Annotated in this window: 19 protein-coding genes; 12 read left to right on the forward strand and 7 right to left on the reverse strand. The window is 69.1% G+C overall.

Annotation, left to right across the window (positions count from 1 at the left end):
* Positions 1 to 25: 25 nt before the first annotated feature.
* On the forward strand, positions 26 to 1813 hold the full coding sequence (locus G3I78_RS53075) for a tetratricopeptide repeat protein (RefSeq protein WP_164420734.1): 1788 nt from the start codon (positions 26 to 28) through the stop codon (positions 1811 to 1813).
* A gap of 223 nt (positions 1814 to 2036) precedes the next feature.
* Here the strand turns inward: G3I78_RS53075 and G3I78_RS00725 are convergent, their stop codons facing one another.
* Both G3I78_RS00725 and G3I78_RS00730 read right to left on the reverse strand, forming a co-directional pair.
* Positions 2037 to 2705, reverse strand: a complete 669-nt coding sequence (locus tag G3I78_RS00725; RefSeq protein WP_203614043.1) for a nucleotidyl transferase AbiEii/AbiGii toxin family protein — start codon at positions 2703 to 2705, stop codon at positions 2037 to 2039.
* A 5-nt stretch (positions 2706 to 2710) separates the two neighbouring features.
* Entirely contained in the window at positions 2711 to 3103 is a 393-nt protein-coding gene (locus G3I78_RS00730; protein WP_164420736.1) for a hypothetical protein, read from the reverse strand.
* 524 nt (positions 3104 to 3627) lie between these two features.
* Between G3I78_RS00730 and G3I78_RS00735 the strand changes: the two genes are divergently transcribed.
* The 3 genes from G3I78_RS00735 to G3I78_RS00745 are packed head-to-tail and all read left to right on the forward strand — an operon-like array spanning position 3628 to position 5550.
* Positions 3628 to 4299: an SDR family oxidoreductase gene (locus tag G3I78_RS00735; protein WP_164420737.1), complete on the forward strand. Its 672-nt coding sequence runs from the start codon at positions 3628 to 3630 to the stop codon at positions 4297 to 4299.
* Positions 4300 to 4333: 34 nt separating this feature from the next.
* Positions 4334 to 4654 (forward strand): nuclear transport factor 2 family protein, encoded by a 321-nt coding sequence (locus G3I78_RS00740; RefSeq protein WP_164420738.1) that lies wholly within the window; start codon positions 4334 to 4336, stop codon positions 4652 to 4654.
* A 44-nt stretch (positions 4655 to 4698) separates the two neighbouring features.
* Positions 4699 to 5550 (forward strand): MerR family transcriptional regulator, encoded by an 852-nt coding sequence (locus tag G3I78_RS00745; RefSeq protein ID WP_164420739.1) that lies wholly within the window; start codon positions 4699 to 4701, stop codon positions 5548 to 5550.
* Between the two features lie 440 nt (positions 5551 to 5990).
* Here G3I78_RS00745 and G3I78_RS51620 read toward each other — a convergent pair whose 3' ends face one another.
* From G3I78_RS51620 to G3I78_RS00755, 3 genes are all read right to left on the reverse strand, one after another.
* Positions 5991 to 6278, reverse strand: a complete 288-nt coding sequence (locus tag G3I78_RS51620) for a hypothetical protein (RefSeq protein WP_239157568.1) — start codon at positions 6276 to 6278, stop codon at positions 5991 to 5993.
* A gap of 67 nt (positions 6279 to 6345) precedes the next feature.
* Positions 6346 to 6558: a hypothetical protein gene (locus G3I78_RS51625; protein ID WP_239157569.1), complete on the reverse strand. Its 213-nt coding sequence runs from the start codon at positions 6556 to 6558 to the stop codon at positions 6346 to 6348.
* Positions 6559 to 6750: 192 nt separating this feature from the next.
* Entirely contained in the window at positions 6751 to 7650 is a 900-nt protein-coding gene (locus G3I78_RS00755; protein WP_343243619.1) for a LysR family transcriptional regulator, read from the reverse strand.
* A gap of 116 nt (positions 7651 to 7766) precedes the next feature.
* Between G3I78_RS00755 and G3I78_RS00760 the strand changes: the two genes are divergently transcribed.
* From G3I78_RS00760 to G3I78_RS00775, 4 genes are all read left to right on the forward strand, one after another.
* A complete protein-coding gene (locus tag G3I78_RS00760) occupies positions 7767 to 8471 on the forward strand; it encodes an SDR family NAD(P)-dependent oxidoreductase (protein WP_164420740.1) in 705 nt (234 codons plus the stop codon).
* Positions 8468 to 9370: an NAD(P)-dependent oxidoreductase gene (locus G3I78_RS00765; RefSeq protein ID WP_164420741.1), complete on the forward strand. Its 903-nt coding sequence runs from the start codon at positions 8468 to 8470 to the stop codon at positions 9368 to 9370. Before G3I78_RS00760 ends, G3I78_RS00765 begins: the two co-directional genes overlap by 4 nt.
* Before the next feature lie 179 nt (positions 9371 to 9549).
* The gene (locus tag G3I78_RS00770) at positions 9550 to 10794 is read left to right on the forward strand and encodes a cytochrome P450 (protein WP_164420742.1); all 1245 of its coding nucleotides are present in this window, start codon (positions 9550 to 9552) and stop codon (positions 10792 to 10794) included.
* A gap of 96 nt (positions 10795 to 10890) precedes the next feature.
* On the forward strand, positions 10891 to 11877 hold the full coding sequence (locus G3I78_RS00775) for a TIGR01777 family oxidoreductase (protein WP_164420743.1): 987 nt from the start codon (positions 10891 to 10893) through the stop codon (positions 11875 to 11877).
* Positions 11878 to 11953: 76 nt separating this feature from the next.
* Here G3I78_RS00775 and G3I78_RS00780 read toward each other — a convergent pair whose 3' ends face one another.
* A complete protein-coding gene (locus G3I78_RS00780) occupies positions 11954 to 12421 on the reverse strand; it encodes an NUDIX hydrolase (RefSeq protein WP_164420744.1) in 468 nt (155 codons plus the stop codon).
* A 31-nt stretch (positions 12422 to 12452) separates the two neighbouring features.
* Positions 12453 to 13091 carry a TetR/AcrR family transcriptional regulator gene (locus G3I78_RS00785; protein WP_164420745.1) on the reverse strand — a complete coding sequence of 213 codons (639 nt, stop codon included), beginning with the start codon at positions 13089 to 13091 and terminating at the stop codon, positions 12453 to 12455.
* A gap of 150 nt (positions 13092 to 13241) precedes the next feature.
* Here G3I78_RS00785 and G3I78_RS00790 point away from each other — a divergent pair, with 150 nt between their 5' ends.
* Genes G3I78_RS00790 through uidA form a run of 4 tightly spaced genes read left to right on the forward strand, consistent with a single transcriptional unit; the run spans position 13242 to position 18151 of the window.
* Complete coding sequence (locus G3I78_RS00790) at positions 13242 to 14537, forward strand: sugar ABC transporter substrate-binding protein (RefSeq protein WP_164420746.1); 1296 nt, start codon at positions 13242 to 13244, stop codon at positions 14535 to 14537.
* Entirely contained in the window at positions 14534 to 15487 is a 954-nt protein-coding gene (locus tag G3I78_RS00795) for a sugar ABC transporter permease (RefSeq protein ID WP_164420747.1), read from the forward strand. The genes G3I78_RS00790 and G3I78_RS00795 overlap by 4 nt, the downstream gene beginning before the upstream one ends.
* Position 15488: 1 nt before the next feature.
* Positions 15489 to 16304 (forward strand): carbohydrate ABC transporter permease, encoded by an 816-nt coding sequence (locus tag G3I78_RS00800; RefSeq protein WP_164420748.1) that lies wholly within the window; start codon positions 15489 to 15491, stop codon positions 16302 to 16304.
* A gap of 56 nt (positions 16305 to 16360) precedes the next feature.
* On the forward strand, positions 16361 to 18151 hold the full coding sequence (gene uidA / locus G3I78_RS00805) for a beta-glucuronidase (RefSeq protein WP_164420749.1): 1791 nt from the start codon (positions 16361 to 16363) through the stop codon (positions 18149 to 18151).
* The last annotated feature ends 64 nt before the right edge of the window (positions 18152 to 18215 follow it).

Consider the following 18215-nt stretch of genomic DNA (forward strand, 5'->3'; position numbering starts at 1 on the left):
GTCCCAGGCTCCATGGGGGACGACCGTGCTCGTCGGCCCGTTCGGTGTCGGCAAGCGCCACATCGCCGCTGAGTGGGCGCACCTCAACGCCTCACGGTTCGGATCCGTGCACTGGATCAGTGCCAGGGACGGCAAGCTGGCCCATGAGGACTCAGCGGCGGAGGCAGAGAGCGCACCGGATGTCGGCAGAAGGCCCGCACTGGTGGTGATCGACGGCCTGCGCGGCTGGGCCGACTACGACCGATTCCAGGGAGGTGACACAGCCGGACATGTATTGATCACATCCTCCGGATCGGCGGCCGAGTGGGGTGGATGGGCGGAGGTCGTGCCCGTCGGCCCTTGGGACAGACAGGAGGCGATCGACTATCTCCGTACGAACATCGGCTCGCTCGGTACCGAGGATGCCGGGCGAATCGCGGCTGCCCTCGGCAACCTCCCCTTGGCACTTGCGTACGCGGAAGCCTGGCTCAAGCGCGGCTGCACAGTCGACGGTTTCCTGAATGCGCTGCGTGACCACCCGCGGGCCATCCTCGGGGGAGCCGGCCCTGACCGCTACCCCGGATCTCTCGTCGCCAGAATCGAAGAGGCACGCAACTCCCTGGCGTCTACGGACCGATGGACAGTCCATCTACTGGACGCGGCAGCCTTGCTCGGCCCCACCCCCTTGCCCGCCCGCTCCATCGGCCCGCGCCCGCTGTACCGCCCCGACGATGACACGCTCAGTACGGAGATCGCTCTCCATCCAGCCGAGCTGAGCAAGGCGTTTCCCGTCCTGGGCAAGTGCGGCCTGAGCACGTTTGATGACGCTCTTCTGCACGTCAGCCCGGTGTACTGCACTACCGTTCGAGGGCTCCTTGCACAGGAAGAGAAGCGCAAGGCCGCACGTTGGGCCGATGTCCTGCTAGTGGCGTTGGACCCCCGTGATTCTGTGCCGGACCGGGGTCGCGCGAGGGAGCGATGGCAGCTCGTGCTGCCGTCTTTCCTCGCCTGCCATCCCCAAGAGCTCGTCACTCGTGAGGCCCTGACCGTGCTGGCCGCGGCATACGACCACATGTCCGACCTGGGGCGCTGGCAGGCGATCATGGCTCGGGTTGAGGTGCTGTACCGACGCGGGATGGAGCTCTTTACGCAGGATGATGCGGCTGTGCTGCGCGTCGGTGATGTCCTCCTGCGCGCGTACACATCCGCCCACCGTTATGCCGATGCGGTGAAGCTGGGGGCGGTGTTGAGAGAGCGCCGCATCTCGGTGTGTGGACCCACGGGGCTCGACACGCTGAGGTGCACCTCTGCCATGATCATCCCGCTGGGAAGCTGCGGACACGTCGCGGACGCTGTGGAACTTGCCCAGGAAACGCTCGTCGTGCAGACCACCCGGCTCGGCGCCGATCATCAGGACACTTTGCTCACCAAGAGTCGTCGTGCTGTTGCCGAACGCGTGGCGGGGTGTTGCCGGGACGCCGTGGCGACGGGCGAAGCTGTACTCGCAGCGCAGCAGTACGTCCTGGGGCGGGCGCATCCTGACGTCCTCTCCACCGCCTACGAACTGGCCTGCGCCTACCACGAGTCAGGAGTGCACACGAAAGAGGCACTCGATCTCTTCGCTGAGACACTTCCTTTGCAAGGGCGGGTGTTAGGTGACGACCACCCCGCAACTGCTCGCACGGCGGCAGGCTTGGAACTGGTGCACTTCGAGGCGTACGGGACGTTGCAGAGTGCTGAGCGCTGCTGGGTTGCGTTGGATCGACTCAGGCAGGAGTTCGGAGTGCGGGACAGAGATGTGTATCGGCTCGAGCAGGCTTGCCAGGCGTTGTGAATGAGCTGGTGAAGGAACCTCTGCTAGCGCAGGGCGCCGCCGGCGGGTGCACCATGGCCGCGGCCCGCCTCCTCGCGGCGGTGCTTGGAGGGCACCTCGCGCGGCCGTACGGGGTGCCAGGGACTCCCCATGCCAAGAAGGGTTCACGATGTGTGGGCTTCAGGCGGCCCTCACAGCGTGTTCCCTTCGTCGCGAGTTCCACGAGTTGCGCTTTGGGTGCCTGTCATTGAGTGTCCGGTTCGTCTGATTCATTGAGAAGCTGGGCTGCGAGATCGTCGGCCCATTCCAGAGCCCACGCTCGGAGAGCAGAGATCGCGGCGTCGCTGAGACCGTAGGCAGCGAAGGCTTCGTCGTCAGTCCACTCGGCTCCGGCGAGGTTTGCCTGCAGGTCTTCGAGCTCGAAGCGGCCGCGGGCGTGCCTTCTGCCGAATTCATGGAGATCAGCAGTGTTCCAGCGGCGGGACGCTGCGAACACATCGATGAGGTCGCGCGGCGCGCCACGGTCGGCAAGCGCACGGACCTTGGTCCCGACCACATCCTCCTCCGCCAGGACGGGTCCGTACCGGCTTTGGGTGACTGGCCGCCAGAAGACTTCCTTGAGGATGTCGACCTCGCACTCCTGCCCGGTGGCTGGGTCGGACACTGTGAAGCGGGCGGACAATGGGGCGGTCTCCAGTGCCTGCACCTGCCAGCCCCGGGCTTCCAGACCGGCGCGAACCACGGCCGCGATGTCGGCCATCGGCGCCGGGTTCTCGGTGGCGACATCGAGGTCCTGGCTCGGGCGGTTCACGAGGCGGTGCGCCCGCACGGCGTATCCGCCGGTGAGAACAAGGGGATACGGGGAGCCGAGCGCGATCACATCCGCCAGGAGCCGCGTGTGCAGCTCCGGCATGTCCGTCACGCGGCTGCTCGGGCGCGGGAGGCGAGCTGGGGGAAGGCGTCTTCCCATACGGTGCGCACGGTGCGGCCGACGAGGGTGCGTAGCACCGGCCACAAATGGAGAAGTAGGTCCTGGTTGAGGTAGCGAGGCAGGTCGTCGTCCAGGCCCTCGTGCAGGACGGTGCGGTACAGGCCCATACACTGGCGTGGTTTGCCCAGGTCGTATGAGGTCATCCCGGACCAGGCCATGTGCAGCGGCAGCTCCACGACACCGTGGGTCGGCCCGTGCAGTTCGTCCAGCGACTCCGGCAGGCGGCGGCGGAACTTCTCCCGGTACAGTGCGAAGTCCTCGGCGTCCGTGCCCGAGACGTCCCTCGGGGTGCGTACGGGGTGCTGTGGGCTGGAGCGCATGACTCCATTATGGAGGCCGAAGACTTGGCGCGGGTCATGATGAGCGAGCTGGTGTCTGGAGTGAGCGAGGCGGAGCCTGCTGGATGCTTGTTGTGGCAGCTCGGTCTGCCACGAGTCGGCGGAACGGGCCATCGGCTGTGACGCTCTGGGTGCCCGCACGCAGGGCAGCGGGCCGATAAACCGGCTCTGACCTGGTCGTTTCTGTGACTTGTCCAGGCTGATCCCTTTCCTATGACTCATCATGTGGAGTGTGTGGCGATTCTGGAGCCTGCGACAAAGGGCACCTGACCTGCGGCTTTCTTAGGCCTACGGCTGCTCGCGCCCCGTCCGTCATGCCCGTCGGCCGTGTTGCCTTCCGCTCATCGACTCATCGACACGGAGGGCCATGCCACCGGGACCTCCCACTGCTCCTTGGATGCGACATCCACGAGCTGTTCATGAGGTCCCTGCGGTGAACGTCGATGAAGGTGGCTGGAGGGACGGAGCTTGAGTCTCTCCCCGCGGGAGGGTTCAGGCTCGCGGTCATGAGCAGAGCTGATTTCGACGGATGCTCCGGCGTGGTGGCGGGCGCGAGCAAGGGACTCGGGGTGGCGACGGCGCGCCGGCTCGGTGACGCCGAGGCGTGGGGCGTCGCCATCGCGCGTACGCCGCCGCGGACCGCGGACCCCCTCTTCGTCCGGGCCGACCTGAGCAGCCGCGATGGTGTCGCGCGGCGGCTGCGGCGGTGGGTGAGCTGGTCGGGGTCCCGGATGTCGTGGGCAGCTGCCGTTCCCCGGCCGGTGGGGATGGTGGCGCGCGGGTCGGGCGGCGTCGTCCACGTCACATCCATCCAGCGCCGTATGCCGCTGCACCACTCGACGCTGGCGTACGCCGTGACCAAGAGCGCCCTGGCCACCTACAGGAAGGGACTTGCGAACGAGGTCGCCCCGGCCGGTGTCCGGGTGAACTCGGTCGTGCCCGGGTTCATCCGCGTCGATGGTGCCGAGCACCTGCTCGCGCGCGGGATGAGCGAGCACGGCGTCTCCCGGTGGGCCGCCCTCGATGAGCTGATGCGGGTCCTCGGCGGCATCCCGCCGGTCCGGCCCGCCGAGCCCGAAGAAGTGGCCGAGGTGATCGCGTTTCTCGCCGCGGACCGGGCGAGCGCGGTCACCGGCACCGAACACGTCGTCGACGGCGGCACCATACGGACCCTCTGATTCCCTCCCCGGTACCCCAGCACAGGAGAAGACCATGCAGGACATCCAGGGCTTTGCCGAGGAGTACTTCCAAGCGGCGGTCGACCCCGACCGCGAGCGCTACTTCTCGCTCTTCGGCGACGATGTCGTCGTACACGACGACGGCCGCAGCCACCACGGGCTCACGGCAGTGCGCCGCTGGCGCGCAGAGGTCCCTTCCGTGCGCTATGACATGCGTGAGGTCACCGGCACCTCCACCGAGTGCAAGGCTGTGGCGGAGGTCTTCGGCGACTTCCCCGGCAGCCCGGTCACCCTCCGCTTCGCCTTCACTCGCGACGCGCAGGGGAAGATCACCCAGCTGGACATCGCCCCCTGACACCGAGAGGGCACCCGTCCGGAGGCGGACACCAGGAGGACACCGTGACCGAGCGACTGACCATCGGAGAGTTCTCCCGCATCACGCACCTGAGCATCCGTGCCCTGCGCCGCTACCACGAGCAGGGACTCCTGCTCCCCGCGGAGGTCGACCCGGCCACGGGTTACCGCTACTACACGCCGGCTCAGGCGCGGCCCGCGCTGACCATCAGACGGCTGCGTGAACTCGACCTCCCGCTGGCGGACCTGCGGCGCTTCCTCGATGCCGAGGCCGAGTCCGCCGGTGGGGACGCGATGGGCCAAGGCGCGGCGCAAGAGATCGTCGCGGCCCATCTGCGCCGGCTCGAAGACCGGCTCGGTCGCACCCAGCGAGCGGTCCAGGCACTGCGGGAGCTTCTCGACCCGCAGGCTCAACGGGCCGTGGGCCTTGAGGTTCTGCCCCCTCAGCGCGTCCTCGCCGTCTCCCTGGACGTTCCGCCCGGAGCCGGACTCAGCTGGTACGACGCCGCGATGCGTGATCTCGACGGGGCCGTCGGCAGACGTCCGGTGCTCCCGCCCGGTGGCCGCTACGAACATACGCTCCTCACCGAGGGCCACGGCCGTGCCACCGTCTATCTCCCCGCCGAGCCACCGCCGCTGCCCGGAGCGGCCGTCTCCGTGCGGGAGCTCCATCTGCCGCTGCGGAGCGCCGCCGTCGCCACCCACCGCGGCCCGCACGACGACCTCGACCTCACCTACGCCGCTGTGGGTTCCTTCGTCGCCCGGAACGGTCTGCGCTCCGCCGATCTCGTCGAGGAGGTCTATCTCGTCGGGCCGCGCGACACCGATCAGCCCGATCGCTGGCGCACCCTCGTGGCGTGGTTGCTGACCTCAGACAGCGCTCGACCGTCGGCGTAGAGGCCGTGCGGAGAAACGGGAGAAATGAGAGAAAGGGGGAGGGGAGCGTCTGTTCGGCAGACGCACCCCTCCCCGGGATCGGCAGCCTCGGTCAGCTGCCGGCCTCCGTCGATGCGGCGACGGGGGAGGCGAAGTCCGGCTGAGCTTCGCGCCGGTCGGCTGGATGATGCCGGCCGGTGTTTCGAACGGCCCGCCGAAGGTGCCCTCGATGGTCAGCTCGACGCCCACGATGGTGCCCATCACAGGGAACCGGTGGAGTTCCCGGTGGATGTCGGGCACCACCCGGCTCATCGAGAGGACCGGGTCCCCCAGGCGCTCGCCGCGATAACTCTCCCCGGCCACGACGTTGTTGAACACGCCGTCCTCGGCGAACAGGTCCTTGAAACCCTGGACGTCCAGGACGTCGCCCTTGGCCGCTACGTGGACCGCTTTCGCGCTGGTCAGGGGTCGACTGCGGGGTACCCGTGGAACGCTCCGGCCGCCACTGGGGTCAGCTGTCGCTCGACCTCCTCGGTGGGCATGGCGGCCAACTCGGCACCGATGGGCGCCAACGCGAGCCAGTTCGGCATGCCGGCGGCGCATCGCGTCCGGAAGATCAGTTCCTGCTCGTCGGCTCCCGGAAGGTCCGCCGTCAGCACCCGCACGGCATCCTGGCGGGCCTGGCCGAACTCGCCGACCAGTCGCCCCCACCCCTCGACCAGCCGCCCCCCTCGACCAGTCGCCCCCACCCCTCGGGCGGATCGATTCCGACGCGCGCCACGGTCCGCATCACCGCCAGATCCCGCCCACCGGCCCTCAGCGCACGCAGCACCAGCCGGGCGAACGCGTCCGCCAGCTCGTCCAGCGTCGACGTGACACCCAGGGACTCGACGGCCAGGACCGCGCGTCCAGATGCTGTTGCATCACCCGCTCGATCGCCGACTCGCACAGCCCCTTCAGCGACCCGAAGTGGTAACTCACCGCGGCGACAACGGCGTCGGCCCGGTCCGTGATCTCGCGGAGCGTCAAGCTCTCCTGTCCCCGTTGCGCGAGCAGTTCCAAGGTGGCCGTCAGCAGGCCAAGCAGTGCCGTCGAGGCTCTCGGAAGGCATGCACCGGACGTCGAGCCGCGAAGCTGTGAGCCGACACGGTGTCGGCGCGGTCGCGGTCGGCGCGGTTCCGCACGGCCCGCTCGTGCCCGCCGTTCTCGACTCAGCTCGGATCAGAACGTCCCGTCATCGCGGGTGTAGTTGGAGCTGAGATCCAGCAACGCGGAGACCGCCGGGCTCGGAGCACGTCCCGCGCGCACCGCGAACGACAGCGTGAGCGCGAGCCCCGAGCCGGACAGCGGCCTGACCGTCACTCCCGTCATGTCCGTCGCCTCGAAGCGCGGTATGACGGCCGCGCCGTCGATGGCCCGCACATACGAAACAGCCGTCGCGATGTCCGTTATCTCAACCGATACGCGGCGATTGATGCCGAGTTCACCGAACGCCCGGTCTATGGCGGTGCGGCTGCCGAAGCCGACTGCCCCGTCGACGAAGTTCTCGTGCGCCAGGTCCCTGAGGGTGATGCTCTCCTGCCGCGCCAGTGGATGCCCCGAGGGCACGATCACCGTGTACGGGACGGTGGCGATGTGCCGCAGGTCCAGGTCGTGGGCCTCACCGGGGCCCAGGGCCACGACGCCGACGTCGAGTCGACCGCGTCGCACGTCCTCGGCGATGCCGCCGGACCCGGTGCCGGAGACCTGGATCCGGATGTCGACCAGCGGATGACGCTGCCGGAAGGCTCCGACCAGGCGCGGCAGATCGAGAGCGGTGATACGGGTCATCGTGCCGATCCGCAGACTGCCCCGCAGCCTCTGTGCCGCTTCGCCGACGACCTCTCCGGCTCTCTCGGCAGCCGCGACAACGGTCTTGGCCTCCGGCAGGAACACCGCTCCGGCCGGAGACAGGGCCACCGTTCTGGTCGAGCGGTCGAAGAGCGAGACCTGAAGTTCCTCCTCCAAGGCGCGGACGGCCGCCGACACGGTCGACTGGGCGGCGAAGAGCCTGGATGCGGCGCGGGTGAAACTGAGTTCTTCGGCCACGGCGACAAAATACCGCAATTGCCTTATCTCCACGCGTCAATAATCGTCAGATCCGATAACAGCTGTCAATACATTTCGTTGGACTCGATAGGGCATCGGCACCAACCTGGTTACCGACAAGGGCACTTGCTTCTTTGGAGGGGAACATCATGACGAGCCAGGTCCTCATCGTCGGCGGCACTTCAGGCATCGGCCGGGAGTTGGCCGCCGCCTACGCCGAGCGCGGCACCCACGTGGTCATCGCCGGCCGCGACAGCGCACGCGCGGAGAAGGTAGCCGCAGACCTCGGTGGCGGGGGCGACGGCGGGCGGGTGCGCGGCATCGCCGTCGATCTCTCCAGGCCCGAGGGCATCGAGAAGGCGCTCGGGGACATCGAGCGGGTGGACTCGGTCGTTCTCGCGGGCATGCGGCGCGACAGCAACACGATCGGCGACTACGACATAGCCGGGGCAACGGAGTTGGCCGTGGCCAAGCTGGTCGGCTACACGACCGTCGTCCATGCCCTGCGCTCACGCATCTCGCCCACCGGCTCGGTGCTGCTGTTCGGCGGTCTGGCCAAGGACATGCCGTACCCCGGGTCCACCACGGTCACCACGGTGAACGCCGGTGTGATGGGCCTGGTGGCCACCCTGTCCCGGGAGTTGGCCCCGATCCGCGTCAACGCCATCCATCCGGGCGTCGTGGGGGACAGCCCTTACTGGGCGGGCAACGAGCCGGTCCTGGAAGGCGCCCGTAAGCGGACTCTGACCGGAGTCCTTCCCACCATGCGGGACATGGTCGACGGATCCTTCTTCCTGCTGCACAACCCGGCGGCGAACGGCGTGAACCTCAGCCTCAACGGGGGCGTCGTATGAGCGATGCCCTGCTGGGGGTGGCCGTGGTGGGCCTCGGCCGCCTCAGCCGCCCCATGGTGGTGCGCCTGCGCCGGGCGGGATACGGCGTGACCGTGACCAACCGTACGAAGGAACGGGCGCTGGACGTCGCGGCCGAGACGGGCGCTCAGGTGGCCGACTCGCCACGGGAGGCGGCGTCGTCCGCCGGCATCGTCCTCGTCTCCCTCACCGACGACACGGCAGTGCGCGAGGTCTACCACGGACCCGACGGTCTCCTCGCCGGCCTTCGCCCCGGTACGACGGTGCTGGAGACCAGCACGATCTCCCCTCGTACGGTGAAGTCGCTCGTGCCCCTGGTCCGGGAACGCGACGCCGTCCTGCTCGACACTCCGGTGTCCGGATCGGTCGAGCTGGCCGAACGCGGTGAACTCACCGTTCTGGCGGGCGGTCCCGAGGAGTCCCTGAACCAAGTGCGCCCCGTCATCGACATCCTGGCCACCCGGGTGCTGCACTTCGGGGGCTCGGGCATGGGCAGCGTCATGAAACTGGCGATCAACTCACTGCTCCTGTCGCTGGGTACGGCCCTCGCCGAGTCCCTGGTGCTCGCGGAGCGTGCCGGTATCGAGCGGTCGGACGCCTACGACGCCTTCACGCAGAGTGCGGCCGCGGCCCCCTTCGTGCTGTACAACCGGGAGAACTTCGTACGGCCGCGGGAAGCCGTGACCCACATGACGCTGACTCTGGTGGCCAAGGACCTGTCGCTGATCGACGCGTTGGCCTCATCCGTGGGAGCGCCAATGGCCCAGCTGGCAGCGAGCCGCGGACTCATCGACCAAGCCCTGGCGGCGGGCCTGGGAGACCAGGACGGCTCCGTGCTGGCCGAGTTCCTGCGGCACACGGCGGCGGCGCAGGCAGGCTGATCACCCGAGCGGGCAGCCGGTCGCCGAGAGCCGATGGCTGTCCCGTCCGCGGATCCCGCCTCGGCCGGCGGCACCCGCGACGCGAACCTCGGCACCAGGTCCGGGCCGCGCATTCCTTACCGGTGCGGCGCGCAGCACCAGCGATGACATCGCCACGCCCAGAAAGGCAGGACCACGACATGCCCTCGACCACCGGCCACGGTGACACAGACCCCCAGGACTACCCCTTCGCGGGCGCCGACGCCCTCGAACCGCCCGCCCAATGGGCCGAGTTACGCGAGAAATGCCCCGTGACGTGGGTACGCACCCCAGGCGGTGACGAGACCGCGCTGCTGACCCGCTACGAAGACGTCCGCAAGCTGTTCGCCGACCGCAGGTTCCGCCGGAACCTGGCCGCGGAGGACACCACTCGGCTGGACGACTCCGAGGACGGCGGACTGTTCCACCAGCCCGATCCCGACGAGGAAGGCATGGCGGAGGCCGACTTCGACCGCGCCGACCACACCCGCTGGCGCTCCGTCCTCACCCGGGCCCTGACCGGGCGGCGGCTCGACGAACTGCGCCCGCGCATCGCCGCGAAGGCCGACGAGCTCATCGACGCCATGACCGCCCGCCCGGGTCCCGCCGATCTCGTCGGTGCCCTGGCGCGTCCGCTGCCGCTGTGGGTGATCTGCGAGGCTCTCGCCGTCCCGCACCAGGACCAGGAGCGGATTCTGCGGTGGTCGACGGTCCTGCTCAGCCTCACCCGCCACACGCGGAGCGAGATGGACCAGGCCGCAGGCGATTTCTACGCCTACATGATCGCGCACATCGAGAACAGGCGTGCCGCCCCCGGCGACGACGTCATCAGCGAACTCACCGCGATCGTCGACGCGGGCGACGGACGCTTCGACGAGGCCGAACTGGCGAGTGCGGGAATCGGTCTGCTCGTCGCCGGGCACGAGACCACGTCCCAGATGATCGGCAAGATGACCGCGATGCTGCTCGCCGATCGCGATCGGTGGCGCGAACTGCTGGCCGACCCCGGGCTCGTACCCAACGCGGTGGAGGAAGCGCTGCGTTTCGACGCCAACCACGGCTTCGCACTGCCGCGTTACCTCTCCGCCGACATGGATTTCGGCGGTACGACGCTCACCCGAGGCTGCACCGTGATGGCCGAGATCGCCGCGGCCAACCGTGACGGGACCGTCTTCCCGCACCCCGACCGGATGGATCTACGACGCACCCCGAACCCCCATCTCACCTTCGGGTACGGTCCCCAGATCTGCGTGGGCCGGGAATTCGCCCGCAACGAACTGAGGACCGTCCTCGCCACCCTGCTCAAGAGGCTCCCGACCCTCGAACTCGCGGTACCGGCCCACCAGTTGAAGCGCCGGTCAGGGATTCTGGTCGGCGGTCTGGAGGAGCTGCCGGTCCGCTGGTGACGGCCCACGGCGGAGCAGATGCCCACCGACCCGAAGAGTTGAACGTGTTCAAAAAGAAGGGTTACGCTAGAGGCCGGAAGAGACCGAGGGGGTTCGATGAAGGTAGTGCTGCCGGGCGGCACCGGGCAGGTGGGTGCGGTTCTCGATCGGGCGCTGACGGCGGCCGGGCATGAGGTCACGGTCTTGACGCGGCGTCCCGTGCGGGCGCAGGACGTCGGTTGGGACGGAGTCACGCTCGGTCGCTGGGCCGAGGTCGTCGACGGCAGCGATGTGGTGATCAACCTGGCCGGGCGCAGCGTCTCGTGCCGTTATACGGACGAGAACCTGCGGGCCATGATGGATTCCCGGGTGGATTCGGCGCGGGTGGTCGGGGAGGCCATCGCTGCCGCCGCGCGGCCACCGCGGCTCTGGTTGCAGATGAGTACGGCGACGATCTACGCGCACCGCTTCGACGCGGCCCACGACGAGGAGACCGGGGTGATGGGCGGCTCGGAGGCCGGGGTGCCCGACTACTGGGCGTACAGCGTGGAGATCGCGCGGAACTGGGAACGGGCGCAGGCGGAGGCGCGGACGCCCGCGACCCGCAAGGTGGCGCTGCGCTCGGCGATGGTCATGAGCCCGGACCGCGGCGGAGTGTTCGACGTACTGTCCCGGCTGGTGCGACTCGGGCTGGGCGGACCGGTGGCCGGTGGCGCGCAGTACGTCTCCTGGATCCATGACGCGGACTTCGTGCGAGCGGTGGAGTTCCTGATCGGCCGGGACGATGTCGAGGGGCCCGTCAACCTCGCCTCGCCCGGCCCCCTTCCGCACCGCGACTTCATGCGGGCGCTGCGCACCGCCTGGGGTGTCCCGGTGGGTCTGCCGGCGACCCGCTGGATGGCCGAGCTGGGCGCGCTCGCGCTGCGCTCCGACACGGAACTGCTGCTCAAGAGCCGTCGGGTGGTGCCGGGGCGGCTGCGCGCGGCCGGGTTCACCTTCGGGTACCCCGAGTGGGAGCGGAGTGCCGCGTCCCTCGTGCGGCGGGCCAGGCTGGGTCGTACGGCATCAGCGCGGACCGGCGTATCGCGCGGCCGAGTGGGCTGAGGGTCGGCGGTCATCGAGGTGGCCCCGAATGGACCGGTGACCGTGTCGTCGTGCGCGTTGCGGCAGCCCCGGCGTCTCAGTGCTGGAGCAGACCGCCGACCGGGACAGGGGCGACGTGGCCGGTCGGCGGACGGGTCCGGGCCATGGCCAGACCGACGTCGACCAGCGACGACCGGCGCAGGCGGGCGACCTCGGGGAGCGGGGTCCAGACCGACTCGGCGATGTCGCCGTTCGGCTCGGGCCGAAGCCGGCCGCCCGTGATGCGGACCTCGTAGAAGACGCCGACGTTCTGGTGCGCGGTCCCTGCCCGCGCCTCGGCCGCGGGGATCACTCGGGAGTCCACGCCCAGGAGGCGTTCGACCACGGCGTCGTAGCCGGTCTCCTCGGCGACCTCCCGGATCACCGCGTCGAACGGGTCCTCGCCGTGCTCGACCCCACCGCCCGGAAGAGTCCAACCGGGTTCGCCCGTACGCGACATGCAATGACCGAGCAGCACCTGCCCGTCCTTGACGCACACGGCGTACGCGGCCAACCGGAAGCTCATCCCCACACCTCTCACCGGATCCTTGTCCCGCTCATCCTCGCGAAGAAGACGACCCCTTCACCGGAGCCCGCGTCCCCAGCAGATCCTCCAGCGCCCCCGTCATCCGGCCCGCCAGATCGCGGCGCGGGTCGATGAGCCACTGGAGTTGGAGTCCGTCCCAGAGGGCGACGAGGGACTCCGCCATCTCGTGGTGGTTCCTGGTGTTGGAGATGCGGGCTTCGGTCTGATCCCGGTGGATGGCGGTGGCGACGATGGCGACGACTCGTTCGTATCGGTCACGGAACCACTGGTGGGCGGGGTGATCCGGGGCCGATGACTCCGCTGCCATGAGGGCGAGGAGCCGGAGCATCTCGGGGCGGTCGAGGTTCCGGCGGACGTAGCGCATGACGGCGTACGCGACGCCTTCCGCCCTGCTGTCCGAGTCGAAGGAGTCGCCGCCGGCGAAGTCGGCGTTCTCCAGGACGGCCACGAGGAGGTCGCTCTTGCTCGGGAAATGGTGCACGACGGCGGTCAGGCTGAGATCGAGCTGCTTGGCGATCTCCCGCAGGGACCCGCCCCGGTAGCCGCGCGAGGAGAAGACGGCCGTGGCGGAGCCGATGATCTCGGCGCGGCGCCGGGCGCTCTTGGCGTACGGCCCCCGTCGGGCGGCTGGGCGGATCTCTTCGGTCATGGCACCAACCCTAGGGCGACGTGATGGCGGGCCGACTTCGCCCTGTCGAAAGTATGGCACCTGTTCTGTTTTCGCTGTACCGTCTCGCTCACCCCACACCAGACGTGCGCGGAGCCGCTCACGCATTCATCAGGTGGAGAGGAACGGACCATGCTCTTCAGATCACAGGTCGTCAGGACGTTCGTCGTGGGTTCGGTCGCGGCGCTGCTTCTGGCCGGTTGCGGGCGAACCGACACCCGGCAGAGCCCGGGCTCCGCAAGTGCCCCCATCGACAGCTCACCCGCCACCGGCACCCTCACCGTGTGGGCCATGGGCACGGAGGGCGAACTCCTGCCGAAGCTGGCCGCCGGGTTCGAGAAGGCGAACCCCGGCGTGAAGGTGAAGGTCACGGCGGTGCCGTGGCAGGACTACGGCAAGAAGGTCGAGACCGCGATCGCCTCCGGCGACACCCCTGACGCCACTCTGGTGGGAACTGTCGACATCCCGATGTTCGCGACCACGGGAGGGCTGGAGCAGGTCCCGCCCCAGCTCGTGGACGACTCGGCCTTCTACCCGGGGGCCACCCGCAGCAGTTCCTTCGAAGGGGCCACGTACAGCGTGCCCTGGTACGTCGACACCCGCTCCCTCTTCTACCGCAAGGACATGGCGCGGGCCGCCGGAGTGTCCGCGCCGAAGACCTGGGACGAGTACGGCCCGTTCCTCAAGGCCCTCCAGAAGCAGGGCGCCAAGTGGGGCCTGTCGCTGCCCACCGGCGCGGCGCAGAGCTGGCAGGGCGTCCTGCCGTTCATGTGGCAGGCCGGGGCCCGGCTCACCGACGACGACAACTCGGCGTTCACCTTCGACACCCCCGAGGCGCTCAAGGGGCTGGAGTTCTACCGGTCGTTCTTCACCTCGAAGACGGTGAGCCGCAACGGCCCGGTGAGCCTCGGGGAGATCGAGCCGGAGTTCGTCGCCGGGTCCACCGCGGCCCTCATCTCGGGACCGTGGGAGGAGAGCCTGCTGAAGTCGGCCGGCGGTGCCTCCTTCGTCGCGGACAAGGTGGGGATCGCCCCGCTCCCGGCGGGTCCCGTGTCCGACGCCAGCTACATGGGCGGCGGGCAGTGGGCGGTGTTCAAGGACGCCGAGAACCGTGAGGCGGCCTGGAAGTTCATCCGCTGGATGTCCGGCCCCGAACAGCAGAAGGAGTGGTACGCGCTCTCCGGCGACCTGCCCGCCGTGCAGTCCGCATGGAAGGAGGGCAAGCTCGCGACCGACCCGGCCCTGGAGGTCTTCCGCACCCAGCTGGAGACCGCGCAGCCGGGCCCGACCACCACGACCTGGAAGCAGGTCACCGCGGTGGTGGACGCCGAGATCGAGAAGGTCGCCAAGGGAGTCACCTCACCGAAGGCCGCTCTGGAGGAGATCCAGTCCAAGGCGTCGGCGATCGGCACCGGGAACAAGCGATGACCTCGCCCGCCTCCGTCGAAGCCCCGTGCCGCCCCGCACCGGCGCCCCAGCCGACGGCGCCCGCCAAGGCCGTGTCGGGAAGACTGCGCCGCACGCTGATCGCCTGGGGCTTCTGCTCGCCGTTCGTCGCGCTGTTCGCCACCTTCGGACTCTGGCCCGTGCTCTCCTCGCTGTCGATGAGCGTCACCGACATCACCAGCAGGGACGTGCGGACACCGTTCGGCGTGAACTTCGTCGGCCTCGCCAACTACCGTGACCTGTTCGCCGATCCGGTGTTCGTGCGCGCCGTCTTGAACACCCTCTACTTCGTCGCCGTCGGCATCCCGCTGACGATGGTCATCGCCCTGGCGCTCGCCGTCGCGCTCAACTCCGGTATCCAGCGCGGCAAGGCGCTCTTCCGGGTCGCCTACTTCGCCCCCGTGGTGACGAGCGTCGTGGCCATCGCGGTGGTGTGGCGGTACCTCTACAAGCCGGACGGGATGATCAACTCGGCCCTCTCCGCCGTGGGAATCCACGGCCCGGACTGGCTCAACAACCCGCACTGGTCGATGCCCGCGCTCATCCTGATGGCGGTGTGGCGCCACTTCGGCATCCCCATGGTGATCTTCCTGGCGGGACTTCAGGCCGTGCCCGCCGAACTCCACGAGGCGGCCCGCATGGACGGCGCCACCCGCTGGCGCGCCTTCCGCAGCATCACCCTGCCGCTGCTCCGGCCGGCCACCCTGGTCGTCGCGGTGCTGCTGAGCATCAGCTACCTCCAGTTCTTCGAGGAGCCGTTCGTCATGACGAGCGGCGGTCCCTTGGACAGCACGACGTCGATCAGCTACTACGCGTACGAGCAGTTCGGCTTCGGCAACTACGGTGCAGCCGCCGCGGCTTCCTATGTTCTGGTGATCGCGATCGGGCTCCTCAGTCTCCTTCAGTTCCGCGTCTTCCGAGCGAAGGACTGACATGACGAACCGTCGCATCCTTCTCTACGGCGCCCTGACGGCAGGCCTGTTGGCGACGCTCGCGCCGTTCGCCTGGATGTTCCTCGGGTCGGTCAGGCCGACCGGTGACATCGTCGCCCGTCCCAGCAGCTGGCTCCCCGCCGCCCCGACGCTCACCAACTTCGAGCAGCTGCTGTCGAAGCAGAACTTCGGGCTCTACTTCTTCAACAGCACGCTGGTCGCCGTGGCCTGCGTGCTGGGCAACCTGCTGTTCTGCTCGATGGCCGGATACGCCTTCGCCAAGCTGGAGTTCGCCGGCAAACGCCTGCTCTTCGGGCTCGTTCTCACCATGCTGATCATCCCGGGCGTCACCACCTTCGTGCCGCTCTTCGTCCTGGTCAGCAACATGGGGCTGAGCAACTCCTACCTCGGGCTGATCCTGCCCTTCCTGGTGACACCGCTCGGCGTCTTCCTCATGCGCCAGTTCATCCGGGACGTCCCCGACTCCCTTGTGGAGGCGGCCCGTCTGGACGGCGCGGGCGAGGTGCGGACCTTCCTGCGTGTGATCCTGCCGCTGTGCAGGCCCGCTCTGGCGACCCTCGCGATCCTCACCTTCCTCGCCCAATGGAACAACTTCCTCTGGCCGTTGGTGATCGCGCAGACCGAGGACCACTACACCCTGCCCGTCGCGCTCGCCCTGTTCTCGGTGGGCGCCAACGGCACCGACTACGGCCTGCTGCTCGCCGGCGCGGTGACCGTCGTGACGCCGATCATCCTGCTCTTCCTGGCACTTCAGCGGCATTTCATCCAGGGGATCGCGAGCACCGGCATCAAGTGACCTGCCGCGTAACGACCTATCGCGTGACTCCCACGCGAGGAACAGGAGAACCGACGATGCTTCGTCCGCAGGACGGCCCCACCCGTGAACGCCGTTCCCTGAACGGCCTGTGGAGGCTCCGGCTCGACCCGGAGGGAGCGGGCCGCACCGAGGGCTGGTGGCGCGCCCCGCTCGCCGCCGCCGTGGACATCCCGGTACCGGCCAGCTACAACGACATCTTCCCCGACGTGACGGTCCGCGACCACGTCGGCGACGCCTGGTACCAGACGAGCACCTGGGTGCCGGCCCGGTGGGCGGGGGAGCGGATCGTGCTGCGGTTCGACGCGGCCACACACCGGGCCACCGTCTGGGTCGACGACGCCGAGGTCGTCGTACACGAAGGCGGCTACACGCCGTTCGAGGCGGACGTGACCGAGTATCTGCGCCCGGGGGCCGCGAACCGTGTCACCGCCGTGGTCAACAACGAACTGACCTGGGAGTCGATACCCCCGGGCCGGGTCGAGGAGGGCGCGGACGGCCGCCGCAGGCAGCGGTACTTCCACGACTTCTTCAACTACGCGGGCCTGCACCGCCCGGTCTGGCTCCACACCACACCGCACACCCGCATCAGCGACATCACCGTGACCACGACCTTCGACGGCACGACCGGCGTGGTGGCCTACGAGGTGGACAGCACCGGGGAGACGGACACCGCGGTCCTGGTGTCGCTGCACGACGCCTCCGGCACCGAGGTGGCCACCGCCGCCGGAGCGACCGGTGTGCTGCGGGTGTCCGACGTGCATCCCTGGGCGCCGGGCGACGGTTATCTCTACGAACTCCGGGCCACACTGCGGGACTTGGCGGGGGACCTCGTCGACGACTACCGGCAGGCGGTCGGCGTCCGCACGGTGGAGGCGCGGGGCAGGCAGTTCCTGATCAACGGAACTCCCTTCTACTTCAAGGGATTCGGCAAGCACGAGGATGCCGCCGTGCGCGGCAGAGGGCACGACGACGCCCTGATGGTGCACGACTTCGCGCTGATGGAGTGGACCGGCGCGAACTCCTTCAGGACCTCGCACTACCCGTACGCGGAAGAGGTCCTCGACTACGCCGACCGGCACGGCGTGGTCGTGATCGACGAAACCGCGGCGGTCGGCCAGAACCTCAACATCGCCGGGGGAGTCTTCGCGGGCGGCGAGAAGGCGGACACGTTCTCCGCCGGCACCATCGGGGAGGCCGCCCGGCGCACCCATCTCCAGGCGATCCGGGAGCTGGTGGCCCGCGACAAGAACCACCCCAGCGTCGTCCTGTGGTCCCTCGCCAACGAGCCCGACAACGTCCAGCCGGAGGCCCGCGACTACTTCGCCCCGCTCGCCGCCGAGGCCCGCCGCCTGGACCCGACCCGGCCCATCGCCTACGCCAACGCGCTGATGGGAACGCCCGAACAGTGCGCGGTCACCGACCTGTTCGACGTCGTGCTGCTCAACCGGTACTACGGCTGGTACTTCGGCCCCGACGACCTCGCTGCCGCCGAGACCGAGCTGGAGGCCGAACTGCGGCGTTGGGCCCGGCGGCACGACAAGCCCATCGTCATCACCGAGTACGGCGCCGACACCTACCCCGGCCTGCGCAGCGCCGTGCCCAGCCCCTGGACGGAGGAGTACCAGAGCGCCCTGCTCGACGTGTACCACCGGGTGTTCGACCGGGTCGACGCCGTGGTCGGCGAACAGGTCTGGCACTTCGCCGACTTCGCCACCGCGCCCGGCGTCTTCCGCGTCGACGGCAACAAGAAGGGCGTCTTCACCCGCGAACGCCGCCCCAAGAGCGCCGCCTTCACCCTCCGCACCCGCTGGCGCAAGACCGACTGAAGGTCCCGCCCCACCGTGCGCGCGAGGGCCGGAAATCGGTTGGCCGGGGCGTCCGGAGCGGGTG

Origin of the sequence: Streptomyces sp. SID13726 (assembly GCF_010548375.1) — a bacterium.
Taxonomy (GTDB): domain Bacteria; phylum Actinomycetota; class Actinomycetes; order Streptomycetales; family Streptomycetaceae; genus Streptomyces.